17 protein-coding genes and 1 pseudogene are annotated in these 18,059 nt (G+C 73.0%); 11 read left to right on the top strand and 7 right to left on the bottom strand.

What is annotated here, in order from left to right; genetic code table 11:
• Positions 1 to 102 precede the first annotated feature (102 nt).
• The 7 genes from RFN52_RS02955 to RFN52_RS02985 all read left to right on the top strand — a co-directional run bounded on the left by RFN52_RS02955 (position 103) and on the right by RFN52_RS02985 (position 6,469).
• Positions 103 to 708: a sulfite oxidase-like oxidoreductase gene (locus tag RFN52_RS02955; protein WP_184841907.1), complete on the top strand. Its 606-nt coding sequence runs from the start codon at positions 103 to 105 to the stop codon at positions 706 to 708.
• Positions 701 to 1,456 (top strand): ferredoxin reductase, encoded by a 756-nt coding sequence (locus tag RFN52_RS02960; protein ID WP_184841910.1) that lies wholly within the window; start codon positions 701 to 703, stop codon positions 1,454 to 1,456. The genes RFN52_RS02955 and RFN52_RS02960 overlap by 8 nt, the downstream gene beginning before the upstream one ends.
• Before the next feature lie 209 nt (positions 1,457 to 1,665).
• Positions 1,666 to 2,250, top strand: a complete 585-nt coding sequence (locus tag RFN52_RS02965) for an Rv1733c family protein (RefSeq protein WP_184841913.1) — start codon at positions 1,666 to 1,668, stop codon at positions 2,248 to 2,250.
• Between the two features lie 141 nt (positions 2,251 to 2,391).
• On the top strand, positions 2,392 to 3,360 hold the full coding sequence (locus RFN52_RS02970; protein WP_184841915.1) for an acetylxylan esterase: 969 nt from the start codon (positions 2,392 to 2,394) through the stop codon (positions 3,358 to 3,360).
• A gap of 112 nt (positions 3,361 to 3,472) precedes the next feature.
• On the top strand, positions 3,473 to 4,639 hold the full coding sequence (locus tag RFN52_RS02975) for a serine hydrolase domain-containing protein (protein ID WP_184841918.1): 1,167 nt from the start codon (positions 3,473 to 3,475) through the stop codon (positions 4,637 to 4,639).
• Positions 4,640 to 4,769: 130 nt separating this feature from the next.
• Positions 4,770 to 5,579: a GntR family transcriptional regulator gene (locus RFN52_RS02980; RefSeq protein WP_229857052.1), complete on the top strand. Its 810-nt coding sequence runs from the start codon at positions 4,770 to 4,772 to the stop codon at positions 5,577 to 5,579.
• Between the two features lie 68 nt (positions 5,580 to 5,647).
• Positions 5,648 to 6,469, top strand: a complete 822-nt coding sequence (locus RFN52_RS02985; protein ID WP_184841921.1) for an alpha/beta fold hydrolase — start codon at positions 5,648 to 5,650, stop codon at positions 6,467 to 6,469.
• Positions 6,470 to 6,475: 6 nt separating this feature from the next.
• Here RFN52_RS02985 and RFN52_RS02990 read toward each other — a convergent pair whose 3' ends face one another.
• Positions 6,476 to 7,219: a class I SAM-dependent methyltransferase gene (locus tag RFN52_RS02990; protein WP_184841924.1), complete on the bottom strand. Its 744-nt coding sequence runs from the start codon at positions 7,217 to 7,219 to the stop codon at positions 6,476 to 6,478.
• A 4-nt stretch (positions 7,220 to 7,223) separates the two neighbouring features.
• Positions 7,224 to 7,826 carry a PadR family transcriptional regulator gene (locus RFN52_RS02995; protein WP_184841927.1) on the bottom strand — a complete coding sequence of 201 codons (603 nt, stop codon included), beginning with the start codon at positions 7,824 to 7,826 and terminating at the stop codon, positions 7,224 to 7,226.
• Between the two features lie 69 nt (positions 7,827 to 7,895).
• Between RFN52_RS02995 and RFN52_RS03000 the strand changes: the two genes are divergently transcribed.
• The 4 genes and pseudogenes from RFN52_RS03000 to RFN52_RS03015 form a co-directional block, all read left to right on the top strand.
• Entirely contained in the window at positions 7,896 to 8,294 is a 399-nt protein-coding gene (locus RFN52_RS03000) for a nuclear transport factor 2 family protein (protein ID WP_184841930.1), read from the top strand.
• Between the two features lie 70 nt (positions 8,295 to 8,364).
• The gene (locus tag RFN52_RS03005) at positions 8,365 to 9,192 is read left to right on the top strand and encodes a class I SAM-dependent methyltransferase (protein WP_184841933.1); all 828 of its coding nucleotides are present in this window, start codon (positions 8,365 to 8,367) and stop codon (positions 9,190 to 9,192) included.
• A 249-nt stretch (positions 9,193 to 9,441) separates the two neighbouring features.
• Complete coding sequence (gene rho, locus RFN52_RS03010) at positions 9,442 to 10,584, top strand: transcription termination factor Rho (protein WP_184841936.1); 1,143 nt, start codon at positions 9,442 to 9,444, stop codon at positions 10,582 to 10,584.
• Between the two features lie 151 nt (positions 10,585 to 10,735).
• A pseudogene (locus RFN52_RS03015) lies at positions 10,736 to 11,512 on the top strand (D-alanyl-D-alanine carboxypeptidase family protein); the annotation flags it as partial.
• Between the two features lie 59 nt (positions 11,513 to 11,571).
• On the opposite strand, the gene RFN52_RS03020 reads toward RFN52_RS03015, so the two are convergent.
• From RFN52_RS03020 to RFN52_RS03040, 5 genes are all read right to left on the bottom strand, one after another.
• Positions 11,572 to 12,948 (bottom strand): glycosyltransferase 87 family protein, encoded by a 1,377-nt coding sequence (locus RFN52_RS03020; RefSeq protein WP_308432052.1) that lies wholly within the window; start codon positions 12,946 to 12,948, stop codon positions 11,572 to 11,574.
• On the bottom strand, positions 12,945 to 14,339 hold the full coding sequence (gene mptB / locus RFN52_RS03025; protein WP_184841942.1) for a polyprenol phosphomannose-dependent alpha 1,6 mannosyltransferase MptB: 1,395 nt from the start codon (positions 14,337 to 14,339) through the stop codon (positions 12,945 to 12,947). The genes RFN52_RS03020 and mptB overlap by 4 nt, the downstream gene beginning before the upstream one ends.
• A 159-nt stretch (positions 14,340 to 14,498) precedes the next feature.
• The gene (locus RFN52_RS03030; RefSeq protein ID WP_184841945.1) at positions 14,499 to 15,431 is read right to left on the bottom strand and encodes a glutaminase; all 933 of its coding nucleotides are present in this window, start codon (positions 15,429 to 15,431) and stop codon (positions 14,499 to 14,501) included.
• Between the two features lie 34 nt (positions 15,432 to 15,465).
• Complete coding sequence (aspA, locus tag RFN52_RS03035) at positions 15,466 to 16,875, bottom strand: aspartate ammonia-lyase (protein WP_184841948.1); 1,410 nt, start codon at positions 16,873 to 16,875, stop codon at positions 15,466 to 15,468.
• Positions 16,876 to 17,014: 139 nt separating this feature from the next.
• Positions 17,015 to 18,031, bottom strand: a complete 1,017-nt coding sequence (locus tag RFN52_RS03040; protein ID WP_184841951.1) for an asparaginase — start codon at positions 18,029 to 18,031, stop codon at positions 17,015 to 17,017.
• Between the last annotated feature and the right edge of the window lie 28 nt (positions 18,032 to 18,059).

The following is an 18,059-nucleotide window of genomic DNA, read 5'->3' on the forward strand; positions in this document are numbered from 1 at the left end:
GGCCGCCGGGGCCAGGACGGCCTGCACGTACGGTTGAGGACGCACACACCGAGCACACCGGTACGGCGGGGCACCGCCGGCCCGGCCCGGAGGCACCACCGCATGCACATCACCCGAGGCTTCACCGGGCGACCGCGCGTCGCCGACCCCGGCCTGCCACCCGGCCAGTACGACGCGGGCGACGACTGGCCCGTGCTGTCGGCCGAGGTCACCCCCGAGCTGGCGTCCGCCGACTGGACCTTCCGCATCGACGGACTGGTGGCCGAGCCCCGCACCTGGGACTGGGAGGAGGCGCACCGGATGCCGCCGTCGGCGTACGAGGGCGCCATCCACTGCGTGACGAGCTGGTCGAAGTTCGGGGTGCGGTTCGCCGGTGTGTCCCTGGACGCGTTCCTGGACACGGCCCGGCCCCACGCGTCGGCCACCCATGCGGTCGCCTACTCGCACACCGGCTACACCGCGAACCTCCCGCTCGCCGACCTGACCGGCGGACGCGCCTGGATCGCCTGGGAGTACGACGGGAAGCCCCTCGCCCCCGAGCACGGCGGCCCGGCACGGCTGCTGGTGCCGCACCTGTACTTCTGGAAGAGCGCCAAGTGGATCGCGGGCCTGCGGATCCTCGACCACGACGAGCCGGGCTTCTGGGAGCGCAACGGCTACCACGAACGGGGCAACCCCTGGGAGGAGCAGAGGTACGCCGGTGACTGAGACCTTCGTGCCCCCCACGCGGTTCGCCGTGCCCGGGCGCATCGCCGTGAGCGAGCAGGCCGCGTCCGAGTGGCAGACCGCCACCGTCACCGGGATCCGCCGCGAGACCCCGCGGGTGACCACCTTCCGGCTCGCGGTGCCGCACTGGCCGGGGCATCTGCCCGGCCAGCACCTCATGGTGCGGCTGACCGCCGAGGACGGTTACGCGGCTCAGCGGCACTACTCGATCGCGTCCGCTCCGGACGACTCCGGACACATCGAGCTGACCCTGGATCACGTCGAGGGCGGCGAGGTGTCGGGCTGGTTCCACACCGTCGCCCGGCCCGGCGACCGGGTCGAGGTGCGGGGGCCGGTGAGCGGCTTCTTCGCCTGGCCGGGCGACCGGCCCGCGCTGCTCATCGGGGCCGGCTCCGGCGTCGTACCGCTGATGTCGATGATCCGGCACCACCGGGCCCGGAACCTGACCGTGCCGCTGCGGCTGGTGGTGTCCGCGCGCAGCCCCGAGGAGCTGGTCTACGCCCGGGAGCTGGGCGCGGAGACGACCGCCGTCTTCACCCGGAGCGCGCCAGAGGGTGTGGCGGTGGGACGTATGGCGGCCGCACATGTGGCGCCGCTCCTGGCCGAGCAGCCTGCCGGTGGGTGGGAGGCCTATGTGTGCGGCTCCAACTCCTTCGCCGAGCATGCCTCCCGGCTGCTCGTGACGGCCGGTCAGCCGGTGGACCGGATCCGCATCGAGCGTTTCGGCTGACCCCGGTGTTTTGCCGCGGTCGCGCCGGGCACCCAGCCGGAGGGCCACCGCGGGCCGCTCCGCTGTGCCCACGAACCCGTGGCGATCGGCGGGCGCCGGAGGGGTACTCCGTCCGTGAGGGCACTCGCACGCGTGGCGTGATGCGGAGGGAGCGGCGGCGCACGGCCGGTCCGGGCCTCCGGCCGCGGGGTGACGGCGAGGAGGTGTACATGCGAACACGGGTGCGCGGCTGGCGTTGGCGGAGCAGTCCGCTGCGGCGCCGGTCGGATGTCGTGGAAGCGTGGACGGTACTGGTGGTCGCCGTCCTCATCCTCGTGGGCGCGCCACTGGCGGGAACGGCCGCCGCCTGGTGGGCACACGGCGAGGCGCGGTCGGTGTCGGCGGAACAACGGGCCGAGCGGCACCGCGTCCGGGCCGAGGTGGTCGACAGGAACGACGACTCGCTGCCCTCGGTGCAGGCGGGCGGACAGCACGCCTACCGGGCGACCGTGCGCTGGACCGAGCCGGGCGAAGGCACGCGCACCGCGACGGCCCGGGTTCCCGCGGACACCCGGCAGGGCGAGACCGTGGACGTCTGGTTCGACGACCGGGGCCGGAACGTACTGCCGCCGGTGGACGGAGCGGCGGTGTGGCAGCACACCCTCACCATCGGTACCTGCGCGGCGGGCGGTGCGGTGCTCGTGGTGCTCTTCGGCCACTTCCTCGTGCGCCGGGTGGCGCTGCGCCACCGGCTGGCCGAGTGGGACCGGGCCTGGGCCCGTACGGAACCGCAGTGGACGCACCGCGACGCGTGAGAGGCGGCGGCGGACCTCCACGCCGGTGGCCGGCGCCCCGGAGTGAGGCCGGAACGACACCCTGGTCAGTCCTCCGATCACTCACGTAGTGTGATCATCCGCACTGCCCTCGTAGCTGGTCCTCATCCAAGGCGGTCCTACATGGCCCTGTTCGACCTTCCGCTCGACGAACTCCGCGAGTACCGCAGCGCGGCCACCGAACCGGAGGACTTCGACGCGTTCTGGTCCAAGACCCTCCAGGAGGCGCGGGGGCACGACCTGGACGCCCGCTTCGAACCGGTCGACACGGGCCTGTCCACCGTGCAGGTGTTCGACGTGACGTTCGCCGGTTTCGGCGGTCACCCGGTCAAGGGCTGGCTGACGCTCCCGGCCGGGGCGGAGGGCCCGCTGCCACTGGTCGTGGAGTTCATCGGCTACGGCGGCGGGCGCGGGCTGCCCCACGAGCATCTGCTGTGGGCGTCCTCGGGCCGGGCGCACTTCGTGATGGACACCCGCGGGCAGGGCAGCGCCTGGGGTGGGGGCGGCGGCACGGCGGACCCGGTGGGCGGTGCGCCCGCGTACCCCGGCTTCATGACGCGCGGCATGGACGCCCCGGAGAACTACTACTACCGCCGGGTCTACACGGACGCCGTGCGTGCCGTGGAGGCGGCCCGCTCGCACCCCCTCACCGACCCGGCGCGCACGGTGGCCGTCGGTTCCAGCCAGGGCGGCGGCATCACGATCGCGGTCGGCGGCCTGGTCCCGGACCTGGCGGGCATCGCGCCGGACGTGCCGTTCCTGTGCGATTTCCCGCGCGCGGCGACGATCACGGACCGGCACCCGTACCGGGAGATCGGCCTCTTCCTCAAGACCCACCGCGGCCGCACCGAGGACGCCCTGCGTACGCTGTCCTACTTCGACGGCGTCCACTTCGCCGCCCGCGGCCGGGCACCGGCGCTCTTCTCCGCCGCCCTGGAGGACCAGACCTGCCCGCCCTCGACCGTCTTCGCGGCGTTCAACGCCTGGAGCCACGAGGACAAGACGATCGAGGTCTACGACTTCAACGACCACGAGGGCGGCGGTCCGTTCCAGCAGGCGCTCAAGCTGCGCTGGATGCGCTCGTACATCTGATCCGGCCGTTCACCCCCGACGGCCTTCCACCCGATCCGACCAGTCGGTACGTTCATCGCGCCCGGGCCGCGACGCGGCGGCCCGGGCCGGTAACGGCCGGCGGAGGGGGCTCATGTCCGGGAACGGGATACAGGTGCACGGTCACTGCGACGCGCGGTTCACGGCGGTACGCAGGGCGTTCGAGGAGAACTTCCGGGAGCGGGACGAGCTGGGCGCCGCGGTGGCCGTCACCGTCGACGGCGAGACCGTGGTGGATCTGTGGGGTGGCTGGGCGGACGCGGCCCGCTCCCGCCCCTGGGAGCGGGACACCCTGGTCAACGTGTGGTCCACGACCAAGGGGCCGGTGGCGTTGTGCGCGCACATCCTCGCCGACCGGGGTCTGCTGGACCTGGACGCGCCGGTGGCCGTGTACTGGCCCGAGTTCGCGGCGGCGGGCAAGGAGAAGGTCCTCGTCCGGCACCTGTTGTCCCACCGGGCCGGCCTGGCCGGCCTGCGCGAGCCGCACACGCTGGAGCAGCTCTACGACTGGGAACTGACCACCCAGCGGCTGGCGGCGGCCGAGCCCTGGTGGGAGCCGGGCACCCGGTCCGGCTACCACGCGCTGACCTACGGCCACCTGGTCGGCGAGGTCGTACGGCGGGTGTCGGGGCTGCGGCCTGGGGCCTTCCTGGCGCGGGAGGTGACGGGGCCGCTCGGCATCGACTTCCGCATCGGACTGCCGGAGCTGGATGCCGGCCGGGCGGCCGAGCTGGTCGCGCCTGCGGTCACGGCGAACACCGAACAGGCGGCCGTCTTCGCCCAGTTGGCGCCCGCGGCCGTCGCGGCGCTGACCAACCCGGCGGTGTCCGCCGTCGCGACCGGCACCCCAGGGTGGCGGGCCGCCGAGATCCCGGCGGCGAACGGGCACGGCACCGCGCGTGCCGTTGCCGGGCTGTACGGCGTCTTCGCGGGGCGCGGCTCGTACGGGGGCCGCCGCATCCTGTCCCCTCAGACGGCGGAGCGGGTGCGCGAGGGGCAGGGCAGCTGCCGGGACCTGGTACTCGGCGCCGGGTTCGAGCACGAGACGGAGGTCGGCCTCGGGCTCTGGCTCAGCGGCCCCGACGGCTCGTACGGGCCCAACCCGCGCGCTTTCGGACACGACGGCTTCGGCGGTTCCTGCGGACTCGCCGACCCGGAGGCAGGAGTGTCCCTGGGCTATGTGATGAACCGGATGGGACCCCGTATCGCCAACGACCCGCGGAAGACGGCGTTGGTCGAGGCGTTGTACGGCGCACTGTGAGGGCGGGTGCGGGCGGGCCGGTTTCGGCCGAACCGCCCGGCCACCCTTCCCAGCTGGTTTAGACCAATGCTAGATGTGGTGGCGCACCGAGCCCGCACGGCTACCGAACGTCACCCACAGGAGGGGCGGCATGGCCCGCACCACCCCGCACGACCCCCCGCCGGCCGAGGGAGAGCCCTTGTACAGCCGGATCGCGACGGAGTTGCTCGGCGAGATGCGTGACGGCATCGTCCCGCCGGGTGAACGACTGCCCGGGGAGAGGCGGCTGGCCGGTCACTTCGGGGTCAGCCGGGAGACCGTACGGCAGGCGCTGGAGCTGCTGCGCCGCGACGGCCTCGTCGCCACCGACCGGCGCGGCAGTCACGCCACCCTGCCCGGCCTGCCGGTCGAGACCCCGGCGTCGCTCACCTTCCCGGTCGGGGCCCGGACGGCGGCCCCGGGCGGCGTCGCCCGCGCCACGGTCACCTGGGAGCCGCCCCCGGCGGACCACGCCGAGGCCCTGGAGCTGGCCCCCGGCCGCCCGACCCTGGTCCACCGCTACCGGTACGCGACCGCCGACGGACAGGGCCTGCGGACCGCCGTCACCTCGTTCTCCGCCGTGGCGCTCGCGGAGGTGGAGGAGCTGGCGCGTTATCGCGACCGCGCCGACGGCACCGCCGCCGCGCAGCTGCGGCGGGCCTACGACTGGATGCGCCGGGCCGGTCTGACCCTGCACCACCGCGATGCCATCACGCCCCTCGCGAGCACGCCGTCGGTACGGGTCACGCGACGGGTGCACGACCAGTACGCGCGCCCGCTGGAGATCACCGACCTCGTGGTGGACGCCCAACGGGACGCACTGGTCTACGAGTTCACACTGCCGGGCCGGGCGGTACAGGCCCCGGCGGACGAGCGGCGGTCACCCGTTCGGCGGACCGCCGGCACCGGTCACCGGAGATGACGGAGATCATCGGAACACGGCACGGCTTCCCCGCACGGCTCCCCCAGGCAACTTTCGAGAGGATCCCCATGGCCACGTTCACGACCTCCGACGGAACCGAGCTCTACTACAAGGACTGGGGCGAGGGGCAGCCGGTGGTGTTCAGCCACGGCTGGCCCCTCAACGCGGACGCCTGGGACGGACAGGCCCGGAAGGTCGCCGAGCACGGCTTCCGGGCGATCGCACACGACCGCCGCGGGCACGGCCGCTCCGGGCAGCCCTGGCAGGGCAACCACATGGACCGCTACGCCGACGACCTCGCCGAGCTGATCGAGGCGCTGGACCTCCGCGACGCGGTCCTGGTGGGGCATTCGACCGGCGGCGGCGAGGTGGCCCGTTACATCGGGCGGCACGGGACAGCGCGGGTCGCCAAGGTGGTGCTGCTGGGCGCGGTGCCGCCGCTGATGCTGCGGACGGAGGCCAATCCGGAGGGCACGCCGAAGGAGGTCTTCGACGGGATCCGGGCCGGCGTCGCGGCGGACCGGTCGCGGTTCTACTGGGAGCTGAGCGAGAGCTTCTACGGCTTCAACCGGCCCGGCGCCGCCGTGTCGGAGGGCGTGCGGCGGGCGTTCTGGATGTGGAGCATGCAGGCCGGGCTGAAGGGCGCCTACGACTGCGTCGCGCAGTTCTCGGAAACCGACTTCACCGAGGACCTCGGGCGCATCGACGTGCCGACGCTCGTCGCGCACGGGGACGACGACCAGATCGTGCCGATCGCCGCCTCGGCCCACCGGACCTCCCAGCTCGTCAAGGACGCGACGCTGAAGGTGTACCCGGGCGCGCCGCACGGCCTGGTCGGCGACTTCGAGAAGGCGTTCGACGACGACCTGCTGAACTTCCTGCGCGGCTGACGCGGACTACCGGGGGCTCCGGGGCGGTTCCGGCAGCCGGGCCATGACGAGCCGTACCCGGGGGCTGCCGTCCGGTCGCCGGCCGAACTCGGGCAGTGCGTGGAGCTCCACCCGGAAGCCGGCCTCCGTGAGTTCGCGCCGCACGTCCCCCAGGCGGAACGCGCGGTAGTACATGACGAACGGAGGCCGCCAGAGCGCGTTGCGCACCCGCATCACGGTGTCGAAGCCGAGCAGCGTCCAGTAGCCGGGCGAGCCCGGGCGGGGCGGGGCGACCAGCGGGAACGCGAAGGCGCCGCCCGGCCGCAGGACGGACCGGACCTGCGCGAACAGCCAGGGCAGTTCGCCGGGCAGGAAGTGCCCGAAGGCCCCGAAGCTCACCACCAGGTCGAAGGAGGGCGCGAAGGGCAGGGCACGGGCGTCGGCCCGGACCCAGGAGACCGGCGGGCCCGTCGGCCCGGCCTGCTTCCGTGCGACGTCGAGCATGCCCGCGCTGAAGTCGACGCCGATGACCCGCTCGCGGCACACCTGTGCGAGGACCCCGGCGCCCGCTCCGGTGCCGCAGCACAGGTCGAGCCCGGCGTCGTAGGGCCCGGTCCGCCGCAGCAGCGAGCCGACGGCGTCGAGGACCGCGTCGGGTGTCCGGAACGGCGTGTGGTCGAACTTCGGCGCGAGCAGGTCGTAGCCGCGCTCGACGGACGACAGTGCCTGGACGGCGAGCTCGCGCAGGCTGGGGCCTTCGGGGCTGAACATCGGCTCAGCCTAGGGCGCGATGCCGCGCAGACGCGTCAGGAGCCCCTTCCAGGGGGGCCCGCCGCTTCAGCACGGTGAGCACGCGCTCGCACCAGCGGAGGTTCTCCTCCTCGAAGCCGATGCCTCCCATCAGGGTGAGGTACGGGCCGACGCGGTCGGCCTCCCTGAGGTACTCCTCCTCGCTGCGGCCGGCCAGGAGGCGCTCGCGCACGCGCCGGTACCGGGCGAGCTTGCCGCGGGCCCACGCCTCGCGCTCCTCGACGAGCGCGCGGGTCGCCCCGGGATCAGCGCCGTCCATCGCCTGGATCTTGATGAGGAGCTCGTCGCGGATGGCGGTGGGACGCCGGGGCGGTGCGGCGGCGAACGTGCGCAGGTCCTCACGGCCGGCCTCGGTCAGCGTGAACATGCGCTTGTCGGGCCGCCGTTCCTGGCGCACCACCCTGGCCTCGATCAGTCCGTCCTGCGCGAGGCGCTCCAGTTCTCGGTAGAGCTGCTGCGGGGTCGAGGCCCAGAAGTTGGCCAGCGACACGTCGAAGACCTTCGACAGCTCGTACCCCGAGGCCTCGCCCTCCAGGAGCGCGGCGAGAACCGCGTACTTGAGAGACATGTGGACACCGTATCAACGGTTGACTAATCTACTCCGCACCTACTCAACAAATTGACTAAGGCGGATTCGATGCGTGCATTCCGAGAGGCCGTCGAGAAGCTCGACCTCGACGCCGCCGAGGCGCTGCTGGCGCCGGACGTGGTCTTCACCAGCCCGGTCGTGTTCAAGCCCTACGCCGGGAAGGCGATCACGGCCGCGATCCTGCGCGCCGTCTCCGTGGTCTTCCAGGACTTCCGCTACGTGCGGGAGATCAACGACGTGAACGGCCGCGACCACGCCCTGGTCTTCACCGCGCGCGTGGGCGACCGGGAGATCAACGGCTGCGACTTCATCCATCTCGACGAGAACGGGCTCATCGACGAATTCACGGTGATGGTGCGCCCGTTGTCGGGGGCGCAGGCCCTCGCGGCGGCCATGGGCGAGCAGTTCGAGCGGATCGCCGAGGAGGCGCGCGCCCGCTCGGTCTGAGCGACACGTCCACCGATCCGTTTCCCGCGTTCTCCCGGCACCCGCGGCCGGTTCACGGTTGGATGTCCCCATGACGTCCGCCGAGCACGACCGGCTGATGCGGGCCAACCAGGCGAACTGGGACGCCCGCACGCCCGTCCATCTCGCCAGCCGGTTCTACGGTCTCGACGAGGACCTCGACCCCGAGCGCTGGTTCGCCCCGTTCGAGTGGGAGGACCTCGGCGAGCTGGCCGGGCGTGACGTACTGCATCTCCAGTGCCATCTCGGCACGGAGACCATCGCCTTCGCACGGCGCGGCGCCCGGGCCGTCGGCCTCGACTTCTCCGAGGCGTCCGTGGCGGCCGCCCAGGACATCGCGGCGAGCGCCGGCGCCGACGTGAGTTACGTCCGGGCGAACGTGTACGACGCCGTCGAGGCCCTGGACGGGCGGCGGTTCGACGTCGTGTACACCGGCAAGGGAGCCCTCTGCTACCTCCCCGACCTGGACCGGTGGGCGGAGACGATTCACCGACTCCTGCGGCCCGGGGGCCGGTTGTACGTCGTCGAGTTCCATCCCCTGCTCAACTCGCTCGGGCCGAAGCCCGCTCCGGGTGAGGGACCCGAACTGCTCCTGCGCCACGACTATCTGGGCGGCGCCGGACCGGTGCACCGCGACGGGACCCACACCTACACGGACGGCCCGGCCGTCGAGGGCGCCACGGACAGTTACGAGTGGATGCACGGAATGGGCGAGGTCCTCACCGCGTTGACGGGGGCGGGACTCGCCGTGCGGCGGCTGCGGGAAGGTGACGAACTTCCCTGGCCGCGCTGGCCGCAGATGGCCCGTACGGAGTCCGGCTGGTGGCGCCTGCCCGAGCCGCGGATCCCGTTGCTGTACGGGCTGCTGGCCACGCACTGAGACAACCCCGCCCTGTACCACCTCTTTCGGTGGTACAGTGTGAAGAGCACTCGTGCACGCCCCTCTTTGTGGGCGCCGGTGCCAGTTCTTCTCTCTCTTCATCCTTTCCAGCACCACGACGTCTTCCGTCGTATTCGAGGTGCTGTTCCTCCGCCGCCCTGAAGCGTGCCCCAGGCCCTTCCCTCGCGGCCCTCTCCCCCTCCCCTCGCATGTCCCATGCCTGCCGTCCGTGAAAGGACACACACCACCATGACCACCACACTGGACAACCCACCCGTACAGCAGCAGTCCCCGGACCGGACCGTGACCGGCGTCCTCGACGTCGACGCGAGCGGGAAGGGGCACCTGCGCGGCGAAAGCTGCCTGCCAACGCCGGCCGACGCCGCGGTCTCCCCCGCGCTGATCCGCCGGCACGGCCTGCGCAAGGGCGACCTCGTCGAGGGCGTACTCGGCGACCGGCACGGCCTCACCGGCGTCGTACGGATCGAGGGCCGTACCGCCGGGAACCTGCGCGACCGGCGCGGCTTCCGGGACCTGACACCGCTGCATCCGCACGAGCGGCTGCGGCTGGAGCACCCGGCCGCCGGACTGGCCGGACGCGTCGTCGACCTGATCGCGCCGGTCGGCAAGGGCCAGCGCGGGCTCATCGTGGCCCCGCCCAAGACCGGCAAGACCGTCCTCCTCCAGCAGCTCGCGGCCGCCGTCACCGGCAACCATCCCGAGTGCCGGCTGATGATGCTGCTGCTCGACGAGCGGCCCGAGGAGGTCACCGACATGCGGCGCTGCGTGCGGGGCGAGGTGTACGCCTCGACGTTCGACCGCAGCGCCAAGCAGCACATCGCGCTCGCCGACCTCGTGCTCGAGCGCGCCAAGCGGCTCGTCGAGGCCGGCGAGGACGTCGTCATCCTCCTCGACTCGCTGACCCGGCTGTGCCGGGCGCACAACAACGCGGCCGCATCCGGCGGCCGCATCCTCACCGGGGGCGTCGACGCCTCCGCGCTGACCGGCCCGAAGCGGTTCTTCGGGGCCGCCCGGTCGGCCGAGGAGGGCGGTTCCCTCACGATCCTCGCGACGGCCCTGGTGGAGACCGGCTCCCGGGCCGACAACTTCTACTTCGAGGAGCTGAAGAGCACCGGCAACATGGAGCTGCGCCTGAGCCGGGACCCGGCGTCCCGCCGTGTGTTCCCGGCCGTCGACATCATCTCCTCGGGCTCCCGCCGCGAGGAACTCCTCCTGCCGCACGCCGAATTGGCGGCCGTCCACGGTCTGCGGCGCGTGCTGCAGGGCCGGGACGGGCAGGACGCTCTGGAGACGCTCCTGGGGCGGATGCGCGAGACACCGGACAACGCGACGTTCCTGCGGCGCATCCAGCCGACCCTGCCCTCGGGCTGACGCGCAGCGCTCATCCATTCGGGTGCCGGAGCGCGGTGTGCGGCCCCGTCGTCGCCGTGCGGCACACACCCGTTTCTACGTTGCTCATATGACCATCGGATTCCCTTCCCGCGTGACCGTGTCGGCGGGTGTCCTCTGCCTCGCGGGGCTCATGGCGTTGACGCCCACCGCGGCCACGGCCGACCCCGGCGGGGCGGAGCCCACCCCGCCGGGCGGGCCGAGAGCCGCGGCTCCGCACCCCTCTCTGCTGTACCGCCCCGGCACCCAGGTCCGCCTGGGCGCCGGGGCGTCTCGCGTCCCGAAGGTCTCCGCGCTGTCCTGGGTGGTGGCCGACGCCCGCACCGGCGAGGTGCTCGCCGCGCACAACGCGCACCGCAAGCTGCCCCCGGCCAGCACCCTGAAGACCCTGTTCGCCCTCACCGTGCTGCCCGGATTGCCGTCGGGCATCCGGCACACGGTCCGCGCACGGGAGCTGAAGGGCATCGGGGCCGGCAGCAGCCTGGTCGGGGTCGCCGAGGGCCATACGTACCGGATCGCCGACCTGTGGCGCGGCGTCTTCCTCAACTCGGGCAACGACGCCGTGCACGTCCTGGCCGAGCTCAACGGCGGCTGGCGGCTCACGGCCGAGCGGATGCAGGCCAAGGCACGGGCCCTCGGCGCCCATGACACCCGCGTGGTGTCGCCCGACGGCTACGACGCACCGGGCCAGGTGTCGTCGGCGTACGACCTGGCCGTGTTCGGGCGGGCGGGGCTGCGCAACCCCGACTTCGCCCGGTACTGCGCCACGGTCGAGGCCAAGTTCCCCGGTGGCGGCAGCGGGTCGTACCCGATCCTCAACACCAACCGGCTGCTCAGCGGCGCCAAGGGCGTGAAGCCGTACCGGGGGCTGATCGGGATCAAGAACGGCTACACCAGCGAGGCCGGCAGCACGCTCGTCGCGGCTGCGCGGCGCGACGGGCGCACCCTGGTCGTGACGGTGATGAACCCTCAGGAGGGCGACGGGTCCGCCGTGTACGAGGAGGCGCGCTCGCTGCTCGACTGGGGCTTCGGATCGGCCGGCAAGGTCGAGGCGGTGGGCTCGCTCGGCGCGCCGCCCGCGCCCGCGCGACCCGCGGTGACGACCCCGCCCGCGGTCGCGGCGGCCGTACAGGGGTCCGTCTGGACGGAGGCGGGGCTGATCGCGGGCGCCGTCGGTACGGGCGCGGCGGTCGTGGTGCTGGTGCTGCGGCTTCCGGTCCGCAGGCCCGGCCGGAGCTGACCGGCCGGCAGCCACAGCAGCAGGCCCAGAGTGATCCAGGCGTAGGTGTTGCTCCCCAGGAACCCGGCGACGCCGGACGCGTCGTCGAACCACAGCCACACCACGCTCGTGCACAGCACCGCGTACAGGGCGCCCGCCACCCGGGGGCGCCCCGCGCGGACCAGCACGGCGAAGGACGGGAGCAGCCAGACGAGATGGTGCACCCACGTGATCGGGCTGACGAGGCAGGCGGCGAGACCGGTCAGGGCGAACGCGGCCGCCCAGTCCCCCGCTGCGGCCGCCCGGCGCGTCCGCAGCGCCCACACACCGAGGATCAGCAGGACCGCCACCGCCCACACCGCGCGGTCCGGTTCGCCGAGCCGCGCCAGGACGCCCTGCACGGACTGGTTCGAGACGTAACCGAGGCGCCCCACGCGGTCGGTGTCCCACAGCGCCTCGGTCCAGTAGAACCGCGAGGCGTCCGGGTCCACCCCGGCCGCGAGGGCTGTGGCCCCCGCGGCGACGGCCGTGGCGACCGCCGCCGCGCGCCGGCGTCCGGCCAGCAGCAGCAGACCGATGAACAGCGCGGGCGTGAGCTTGATCGCGGCCGCGAGACCGATACCGACGCCCGCCAGGCGCCCGCGTCCGGTGGCGAGCAGCGTCGCGTCGGCGAGCACGAGCGCCAGCAGCAGGAGGTTGACCTGCCCGAAGCTGAAGGTGTCGCGGAGTGGTTCGAACAGGGCGAGCAGACAGGCGGTCAGGGCCCAGCCGTACCAGCCGTGGCGTCGCCAGTCCGGCCCGGCGAGCAGGCGCAGGACCACGGCCAGGGCGGCCAGGTTGAGCAGCAGGGCGACGGCGATCGCGGCGTGCAGACCCAGCAGGGCCATGGGCAGCATGGCGACGGCGGCGAACGGCGGGTAGGTGAAGCCGTACGGCGTGCCGGGCACCCGGTAGTCGTAGACGCGGCCGCCGTGGTGGGCCCAGGAGTCGATGCTGCCGTAGTAGACGCGCAGGTCGAACCAGTCGCGCAGCAGCGGCACGGTCGCGGTGAAGAGCGTCACCAGCGTGGCGAGGGCGAGCACCAGCAGCAGCCGGCCCCGGTCGGTGCGCGGCAGGGCCGGGGTCATGCCGCGCTTCCCGGCGCCGGGGCGAGTTCGGCCTGGCGGGCCTGCAACAGCACGACGACCGCGAGTGCCCCGCCGGAGAGGGCCAGCACGAGTTGTCCCGGGTCCGCGGGGCCGCCGCTGGGCAGGACGCACAGCGCGAGCACGCCGGTCACCGCCGCCGTGCGGTGGCGTACGGACGTACTGGGTGCGGCGGCGGCGATGAGGAACAGGCCCCACAGGGCGTACCAGGGGCGGATCGCCGGGCCGAGCGCGGCCACCGCCGCCAGGGACAGGCCGAGCGCGTACACGGGCCGGGGGCGCAGCCGCAGCCAGATCAGCACGATCGCGGTCACCGCGGTCACGATGCCCAGCGCGTGCCAGGCGGGGACCGCCAGCGGCGCGAGACCGCTGCCGAGGTGCTCCAGCAGGGCGCGGGTGGCGCGCCCCAGGAGGGTGGTCAGGGCCCAGTTCTGGGGTGAGACGGGGGTGTTCAGGGCGCCGACCCAGCCGTATCCGGTGCCGGCCACGCCCGTCGCGGCGACGGTGGTCGCGGCGGCTGCGACGGTGGTCGGCACCAGGGCCTTCAACGGGCTGCGCCCCGCGCGGGTCTGGAGGACGACGACGGCGGCGAGACCGAGCACGGCGGGCGCCTTGACCAGGGCGGCGAGGGTGACGAGGACGGCGCCGAGGACCGGCCACCGGCCCAGTGCCGCCACCAGGCCGATGCCGAGCAGGCCGAGCATGACGGCGTCGTTGTGGGCGCCCGCGACCAGGTGCAGCAGCACCAGCGGGTTGAGGGCACCGAGCCACAGCGCGGCGGACGGGTCGGCGCCGCTGTGGCGGGCGAGACGGGGCAGCGCGGCCGCCATCAGGGCCACGCCGGCGAGGGCGACGAGCCGCATCCCGAACAGTCCGGCGGGCAGTTCACCCCGGGTCAGACCGGACAGGGCCGCCGCGACGGCGAGGAACACCGGGCCGTACGGGGCGCCGGTGTGCCGCCAGATCGGGGCGACCTCGTCGGCGAGCGGGCCGCCGAGCCGGGACGGCCCGTGCGCGTACACGTCCATGTGCGCCTCGACCATCGCGCCCTGGGCGAGGTAGCTGTAGACGTCGCGGCTGAACAGCGGCGGGGCGATCAGCAGCGGGGCCGCCCAGACGGCGAGGACGAGCAGCAGGTCCCGGGGAGCGGGTGGTCTCGGGCCGCGGACCAGCCGGCCCAGCAGCAGCCAGGCCGCGATCAGCAGGACGACGCCGAAGTACACGCCGACCAGGCCGAGGGCGGCGCGGGCGGATGCCGGGTGGAGGAGATCCGCCACGGGCAGGGCGCCGGCCGTCTCACCGCCCAGGGCGAGGCAGGCGGTACCGGCCAGGCCGAGTACCTGGCAGCGGCGGAGATCGACGGGGGAAGCCATGGCCAACACTCGGGCAGCGTGTCAACGGCGCATGACCGGGAGGGGACGCTCCCCTCTCCGGCGGGCGTCCCGTGTGTGACCGGCCGGTGATCACCGGCCGAAGTCTGTCCGACGCGGCCAGGGTCCTGCCACACCGGCGCCCCGGGGGGCGGAAGGTGGTCAGAAGACCGACACGCCGGTCAGGGTCGTGAAGCGGTCGAGCGCCGCCACGCCCGCCACCGAGTTGCCCCGCTCGTCCAGGCCCGGGCTCCACACGCACAGAGTGCAGCGCCCGGGCACGACCGCGATGATGCCGCCGCCGACCCCGCTCTTGCCGGGCAGGCCCACGCGGTACGCGAAGTCGCCCGCGGCGTCGTAGGTGCCGCAGGTCAGCATGATCGCGTTGATCTGCTTGGCCTGGCTGCGGGTGAGCAGGCGGGTGCCGTCGGCGCGGATGCCGTGCCGGGCCAGGAAGCTCGTGGCGAGCGCGAGGTCGGCGCAGGACGCGGCGATCGAGCACTGCCGGAAGTACTGCTCCAGGAGCGTCGGCACGGGGTTGTCGATGTTGCCGTAGGACGCCATGAAGTGGCCGAGCGCGGCGTTGCGGTCGCCGTGGGCGGACTCGGAGGCGGCGACCTCCTGGTCGAAGGTCAGGCCGGGGTTGCCGCTCTCCGTCCGCAGGAAGGACAGCAGTTCGCCCGAGGCGTCGCCGGTACGGGTGTGCAGCCGGTCGGTGACGACGAGGGCGCCCGCGTTGATGAACGGGTTGCGGGGAATGCCGTTCTCGTACTCCAGCTGGACGAGGGAGTTGAAGGGGTTGCCCGAGGGCTCGCGGCCCACGTGCTCCCACAGGACGTCGCCCTCACGGGCCAGGTCGAGGGCGAGGGTGAAGACCTTGGTGAGGGACTGCGCGGAGAACGGACGGCGCCACTCCCCCACGCCGTACACCGCGCCGTCGAGGTCGGCGACGGCCATGCCGAAGCTGCGCGGGTCGCAGGCGGCGAGCGCCGGGATGTAGTCGGCGGGCCGGCCTCTGCCGGGGGTCCGCTCGATCTCCTCGGCGATGCGCTCCAGGACCGGCTGGAAGGTCGACGACGATGTCATGATCGCCATTGTCCCTCCGCCGGTCCGGGTGCGCTCGTGCGGGTCAGGCCGGGCTGTGGCCACTGCCTGCCAGGACCTCGGGGCGCAGCAGGGCGGCGAGGGTCTCGGCGGGGAGCAGGCCCTTCTCCAGGACGAGTTCGGCCACGCCACGGCCGGTGGCGAGAGCCTCCTTGGCGATGTCCGTGGCGGCGGTGTAGCCGATGTGCGGGTTGAGGGCGGTGACCAGACCGATGGAGTTCTCGACGCTCGTGCGCAGCGCCTCGGTGTTGGCGGTGATGCCGGCCACGCAGCGCTCGGCCAGGGTCAGGCACGCGCTCTGCAGATGCGTGATGGACTCCGACAGGGAGTGCAGGATGATCGGCTCGAAGGCGTTGAGCTGGAGCTGTCCGGCCTCGGCGGCCATGGTGATGGTGACGTCGTTGCCGATGACCTCGAAGGCGACCTGGTTGACGACCTCGGGTATCACCGGGTTGACCTTGCCGGGCATGATCGACGAACCGGCCTGCACCGGCGGCAGGTTGATCTCGCCGAGGCCGGCGCGCGGGCCGGAGGACAGCAGCCGCAGGTCGTTGCAGCTCTTGGAGAGCTTGACCGCGATGCGCTTGAGCACGCCGGACATCTGCACGAACGCGCCACAGTCCTGGGTCGCCTCGACGAGGTTGGCCGCGGTCACCAGGGGCAGTCCGGTGATGGCCGCGAGGTGGCGGCGGGCCGCCTCGGCGTATCCGGCGGGCGCGTTGAGGCCGGTGCCGATCGCGGTCGCGCCCAGGTTGATCTCATGGATCAGCTGGACGGCCTCGGCGAGCCGGGCCCGGTCCTCGTCCAGCATGACGGCGTACGCGGAGAACTCCTGCCCCAGGGTCATGGGTACCGCGTCCTGCAACTGGGTGCGGCCCATCTTGAGGACGTCGCGGAACTCGACGGCCTTGAGGGCGAACGTGTCCTGCAGGACGGACATCGCGTCGAGCAGCCCGCGCACCGCGAACACCGTCGCGATCTTGACGGCGGTCGGGTATACGTCGTTGGTGGACTGGCCGAGGTTGACGTCCTCGTTGGGGTGCAGGAAGCCGTACTCGCCCTTGGCGTGGCCCAGCAGTTCCAGCGCCCGGTTCGCCACGACCTCGTTGGCGTTCATGTTGGTGGAGGTGCCGGCACCGCCCTGGACGACGTCCACGACGAACTGGTCGTGCAGCCTTCCGTCCCGGATCTCACGGCAGGCCTCGACGATGGCGGCGGCCTTCTTGGAGTCCAGCAGGCCGAGTTCCTCGTTGGCGAGGGCGGCGGCCTCCTTGACGGCGGCGAGCGCGTCGATCAGGTGCGGGTAGGCGGAGATGGGCATCCCCGTGATCGGAAAGTTCTCCGTGGCCCGCAGGGTGTGCACACCCCAGTACGCCTCGGCGGGAACGTCACGGTCGCCGAGCAGATCGTGCTCGGAGCGGGTGGTGGCGGTCATGACGGTGAGGGTCCTCTTTCTGCGTGAAACTGAGGGTGGGATACACGCCCTTCAGGGGCGCGGGGAACTGCGCGAACCACCACGGACGGCCGTCGGACCGTCGACGACGGGCAGTGCCCCGTCGGGATGCGGCCCAGTGCTACCGGTGAGCCGTCGCCGGAAGAGGATCCAGGGCACGCACCACCCGCACCGACCCCACCGGCTCCCCGCCCCCGAGCAGGGGTTCACCCGCGAACTCGGCGAGCAGCGCCGGGTCGACACCGGCCCGGGCCAACGCGGCGGCGGTCACGGGGACCCGCGCCCGGTTCGCCCCGTCCGCGATCTTCACCGCAACGGCCCGCCCATCAGCCAGCGCAGCGACCTGCACGCCCTCGAAGCCGTCCTTGGACAACAGCCCCGGCACGGCCCGCATCAGCGCGGCGACGTCCCGTCCGGAGCCGGAGGCCATCTCCGCGTGCTCGCGCATGGCGTCGGCCACCCGGGCCTCGGGGGTGCCCGGCGCGGCGGTGACGATCCGGGCGGTGGCGCGGGCGAGGCCGTGCAGGGAGATGGAGTACAGGGGTGCGCCGCAGCCGTCGACGGTGACCCGGGCGATGCGCTGACCGGTGAGGTCCTCGACGATCTCGGCGATGGCCTGCTGGAGCGGGTGGCCGGGGTCGAGGTAGTTCTCCAGGGGCCAGCCGTTGAGCATGCAGGTGTAGAGCATGGCGGCATGCTTGCCGGAGCAGTTCTGCGCGAGCCGCGAGGGCAGCCGGCCCTCGCGCACCCAGGCGTCCCGGACGACCGGGTCGAACGGCATGTCCGTGACGTTGCGCAGATGGTCCTCGGTGAGCCCGGCGAGGTCGAGGATGCGCCGGGCACCGGCGAGGTGGCGTTCCTCTCCGGAGTGGCTGGCCGCCGTCAGGGACAGGAGCTCGCCGTCGAGCGGCAGCCCCGCCCGGGCCATGGCCACGGCCTGGACGGGCTTGATCGCGGAACGGGGGTAGAAGGCGGCCTCGATGTCTCCGATCTGGAGCGCGACCCCTCCGTCGGCGTCGAGGACGACGACGGAGCCGTAGTGGATGCCTTCGACGATTCCGCCGCGTATGAGGTGGGCGACGGGGGCGTGGACGGGTTCACGGACAAGGGGTGCGTCCGCGAGGGAACTGCTGAACATCACTGCCTGCTTCTCTGGGAGCGGCGCG

The sequence above is a fragment of the Streptomyces collinus genome (genome assembly GCF_031348265.1).
GTDB lineage: Bacteria > Actinomycetota > Actinomycetes > Streptomycetales > Streptomycetaceae > Streptomyces > Streptomyces collinus.

Bases quoted from the DNA above. Each gene is read 5' to 3' on its own strand.
- RFN52_RS02955 (WP_184841907.1), top strand. From the start codon at position 103: ATGCACATCACCCGAGGCTTCACCGGGCGACCGCGCGTCGCCGACCCC.
- RFN52_RS02965 (WP_184841913.1), top strand. From the start codon at position 1,666: ATGCGAACACGGGTGCGCGGCTGGCGTTGGCGGAGCAGTCCGCTGCGG.
- RFN52_RS02970 (WP_184841915.1), top strand. From the start codon at position 2,392: ATGGCCCTGTTCGACCTTCCGCTCGACGAACTCCGCGAGTACCGCAGC.
- RFN52_RS02975 (WP_184841918.1), top strand. From the start codon at position 3,473: ATGTCCGGGAACGGGATACAGGTGCACGGTCACTGCGACGCGCGGTTC.
- RFN52_RS02980 (WP_229857052.1), top strand. From the start codon at position 4,770: ATGGCCCGCACCACCCCGCACGACCCCCCGCCGGCCGAGGGAGAGCCC.
- RFN52_RS02985 (WP_184841921.1), top strand. From the start codon at position 5,648: ATGGCCACGTTCACGACCTCCGACGGAACCGAGCTCTACTACAAGGAC.
- RFN52_RS02990 (WP_184841924.1), bottom strand. From the start codon at position 7,219: ATGTTCAGCCCCGAAGGCCCCAGCCTGCGCGAGCTCGCCGTCCAGGCA.
- RFN52_RS02995 (WP_184841927.1), bottom strand. From the start codon at position 7,826: ATGTCTCTCAAGTACGCGGTTCTCGCCGCGCTCCTGGAGGGCGAGGCC.
- RFN52_RS03000 (WP_184841930.1), top strand. From the start codon at position 7,896: ATGCGTGCATTCCGAGAGGCCGTCGAGAAGCTCGACCTCGACGCCGCC.
- RFN52_RS03005 (WP_184841933.1), top strand. From the start codon at position 8,365: ATGACGTCCGCCGAGCACGACCGGCTGATGCGGGCCAACCAGGCGAAC.
- rho (WP_184841936.1), top strand. From the start codon at position 9,442: ATGACCACCACACTGGACAACCCACCCGTACAGCAGCAGTCCCCGGAC.
- RFN52_RS03020 (WP_308432052.1), bottom strand. From the start codon at position 12,948: ATGACCCCGGCCCTGCCGCGCACCGACCGGGGCCGGCTGCTGCTGGTG.
- mptB (WP_184841942.1), bottom strand. From the start codon at position 14,339: ATGGCTTCCCCCGTCGATCTCCGCCGCTGCCAGGTACTCGGCCTGGCC.
- RFN52_RS03030 (WP_184841945.1), bottom strand. From the start codon at position 15,431: ATGGCGATCATGACATCGTCGTCGACCTTCCAGCCGGTCCTGGAGCGC.
- aspA (WP_184841948.1), bottom strand. From the start codon at position 16,875: ATGACCGCCACCACCCGCTCCGAGCACGATCTGCTCGGCGACCGTGAC.
- RFN52_RS03040 (WP_184841951.1), bottom strand. From the start codon at position 18,031: ATGTTCAGCAGTTCCCTCGCGGACGCACCCCTTGTCCGTGAACCCGTC.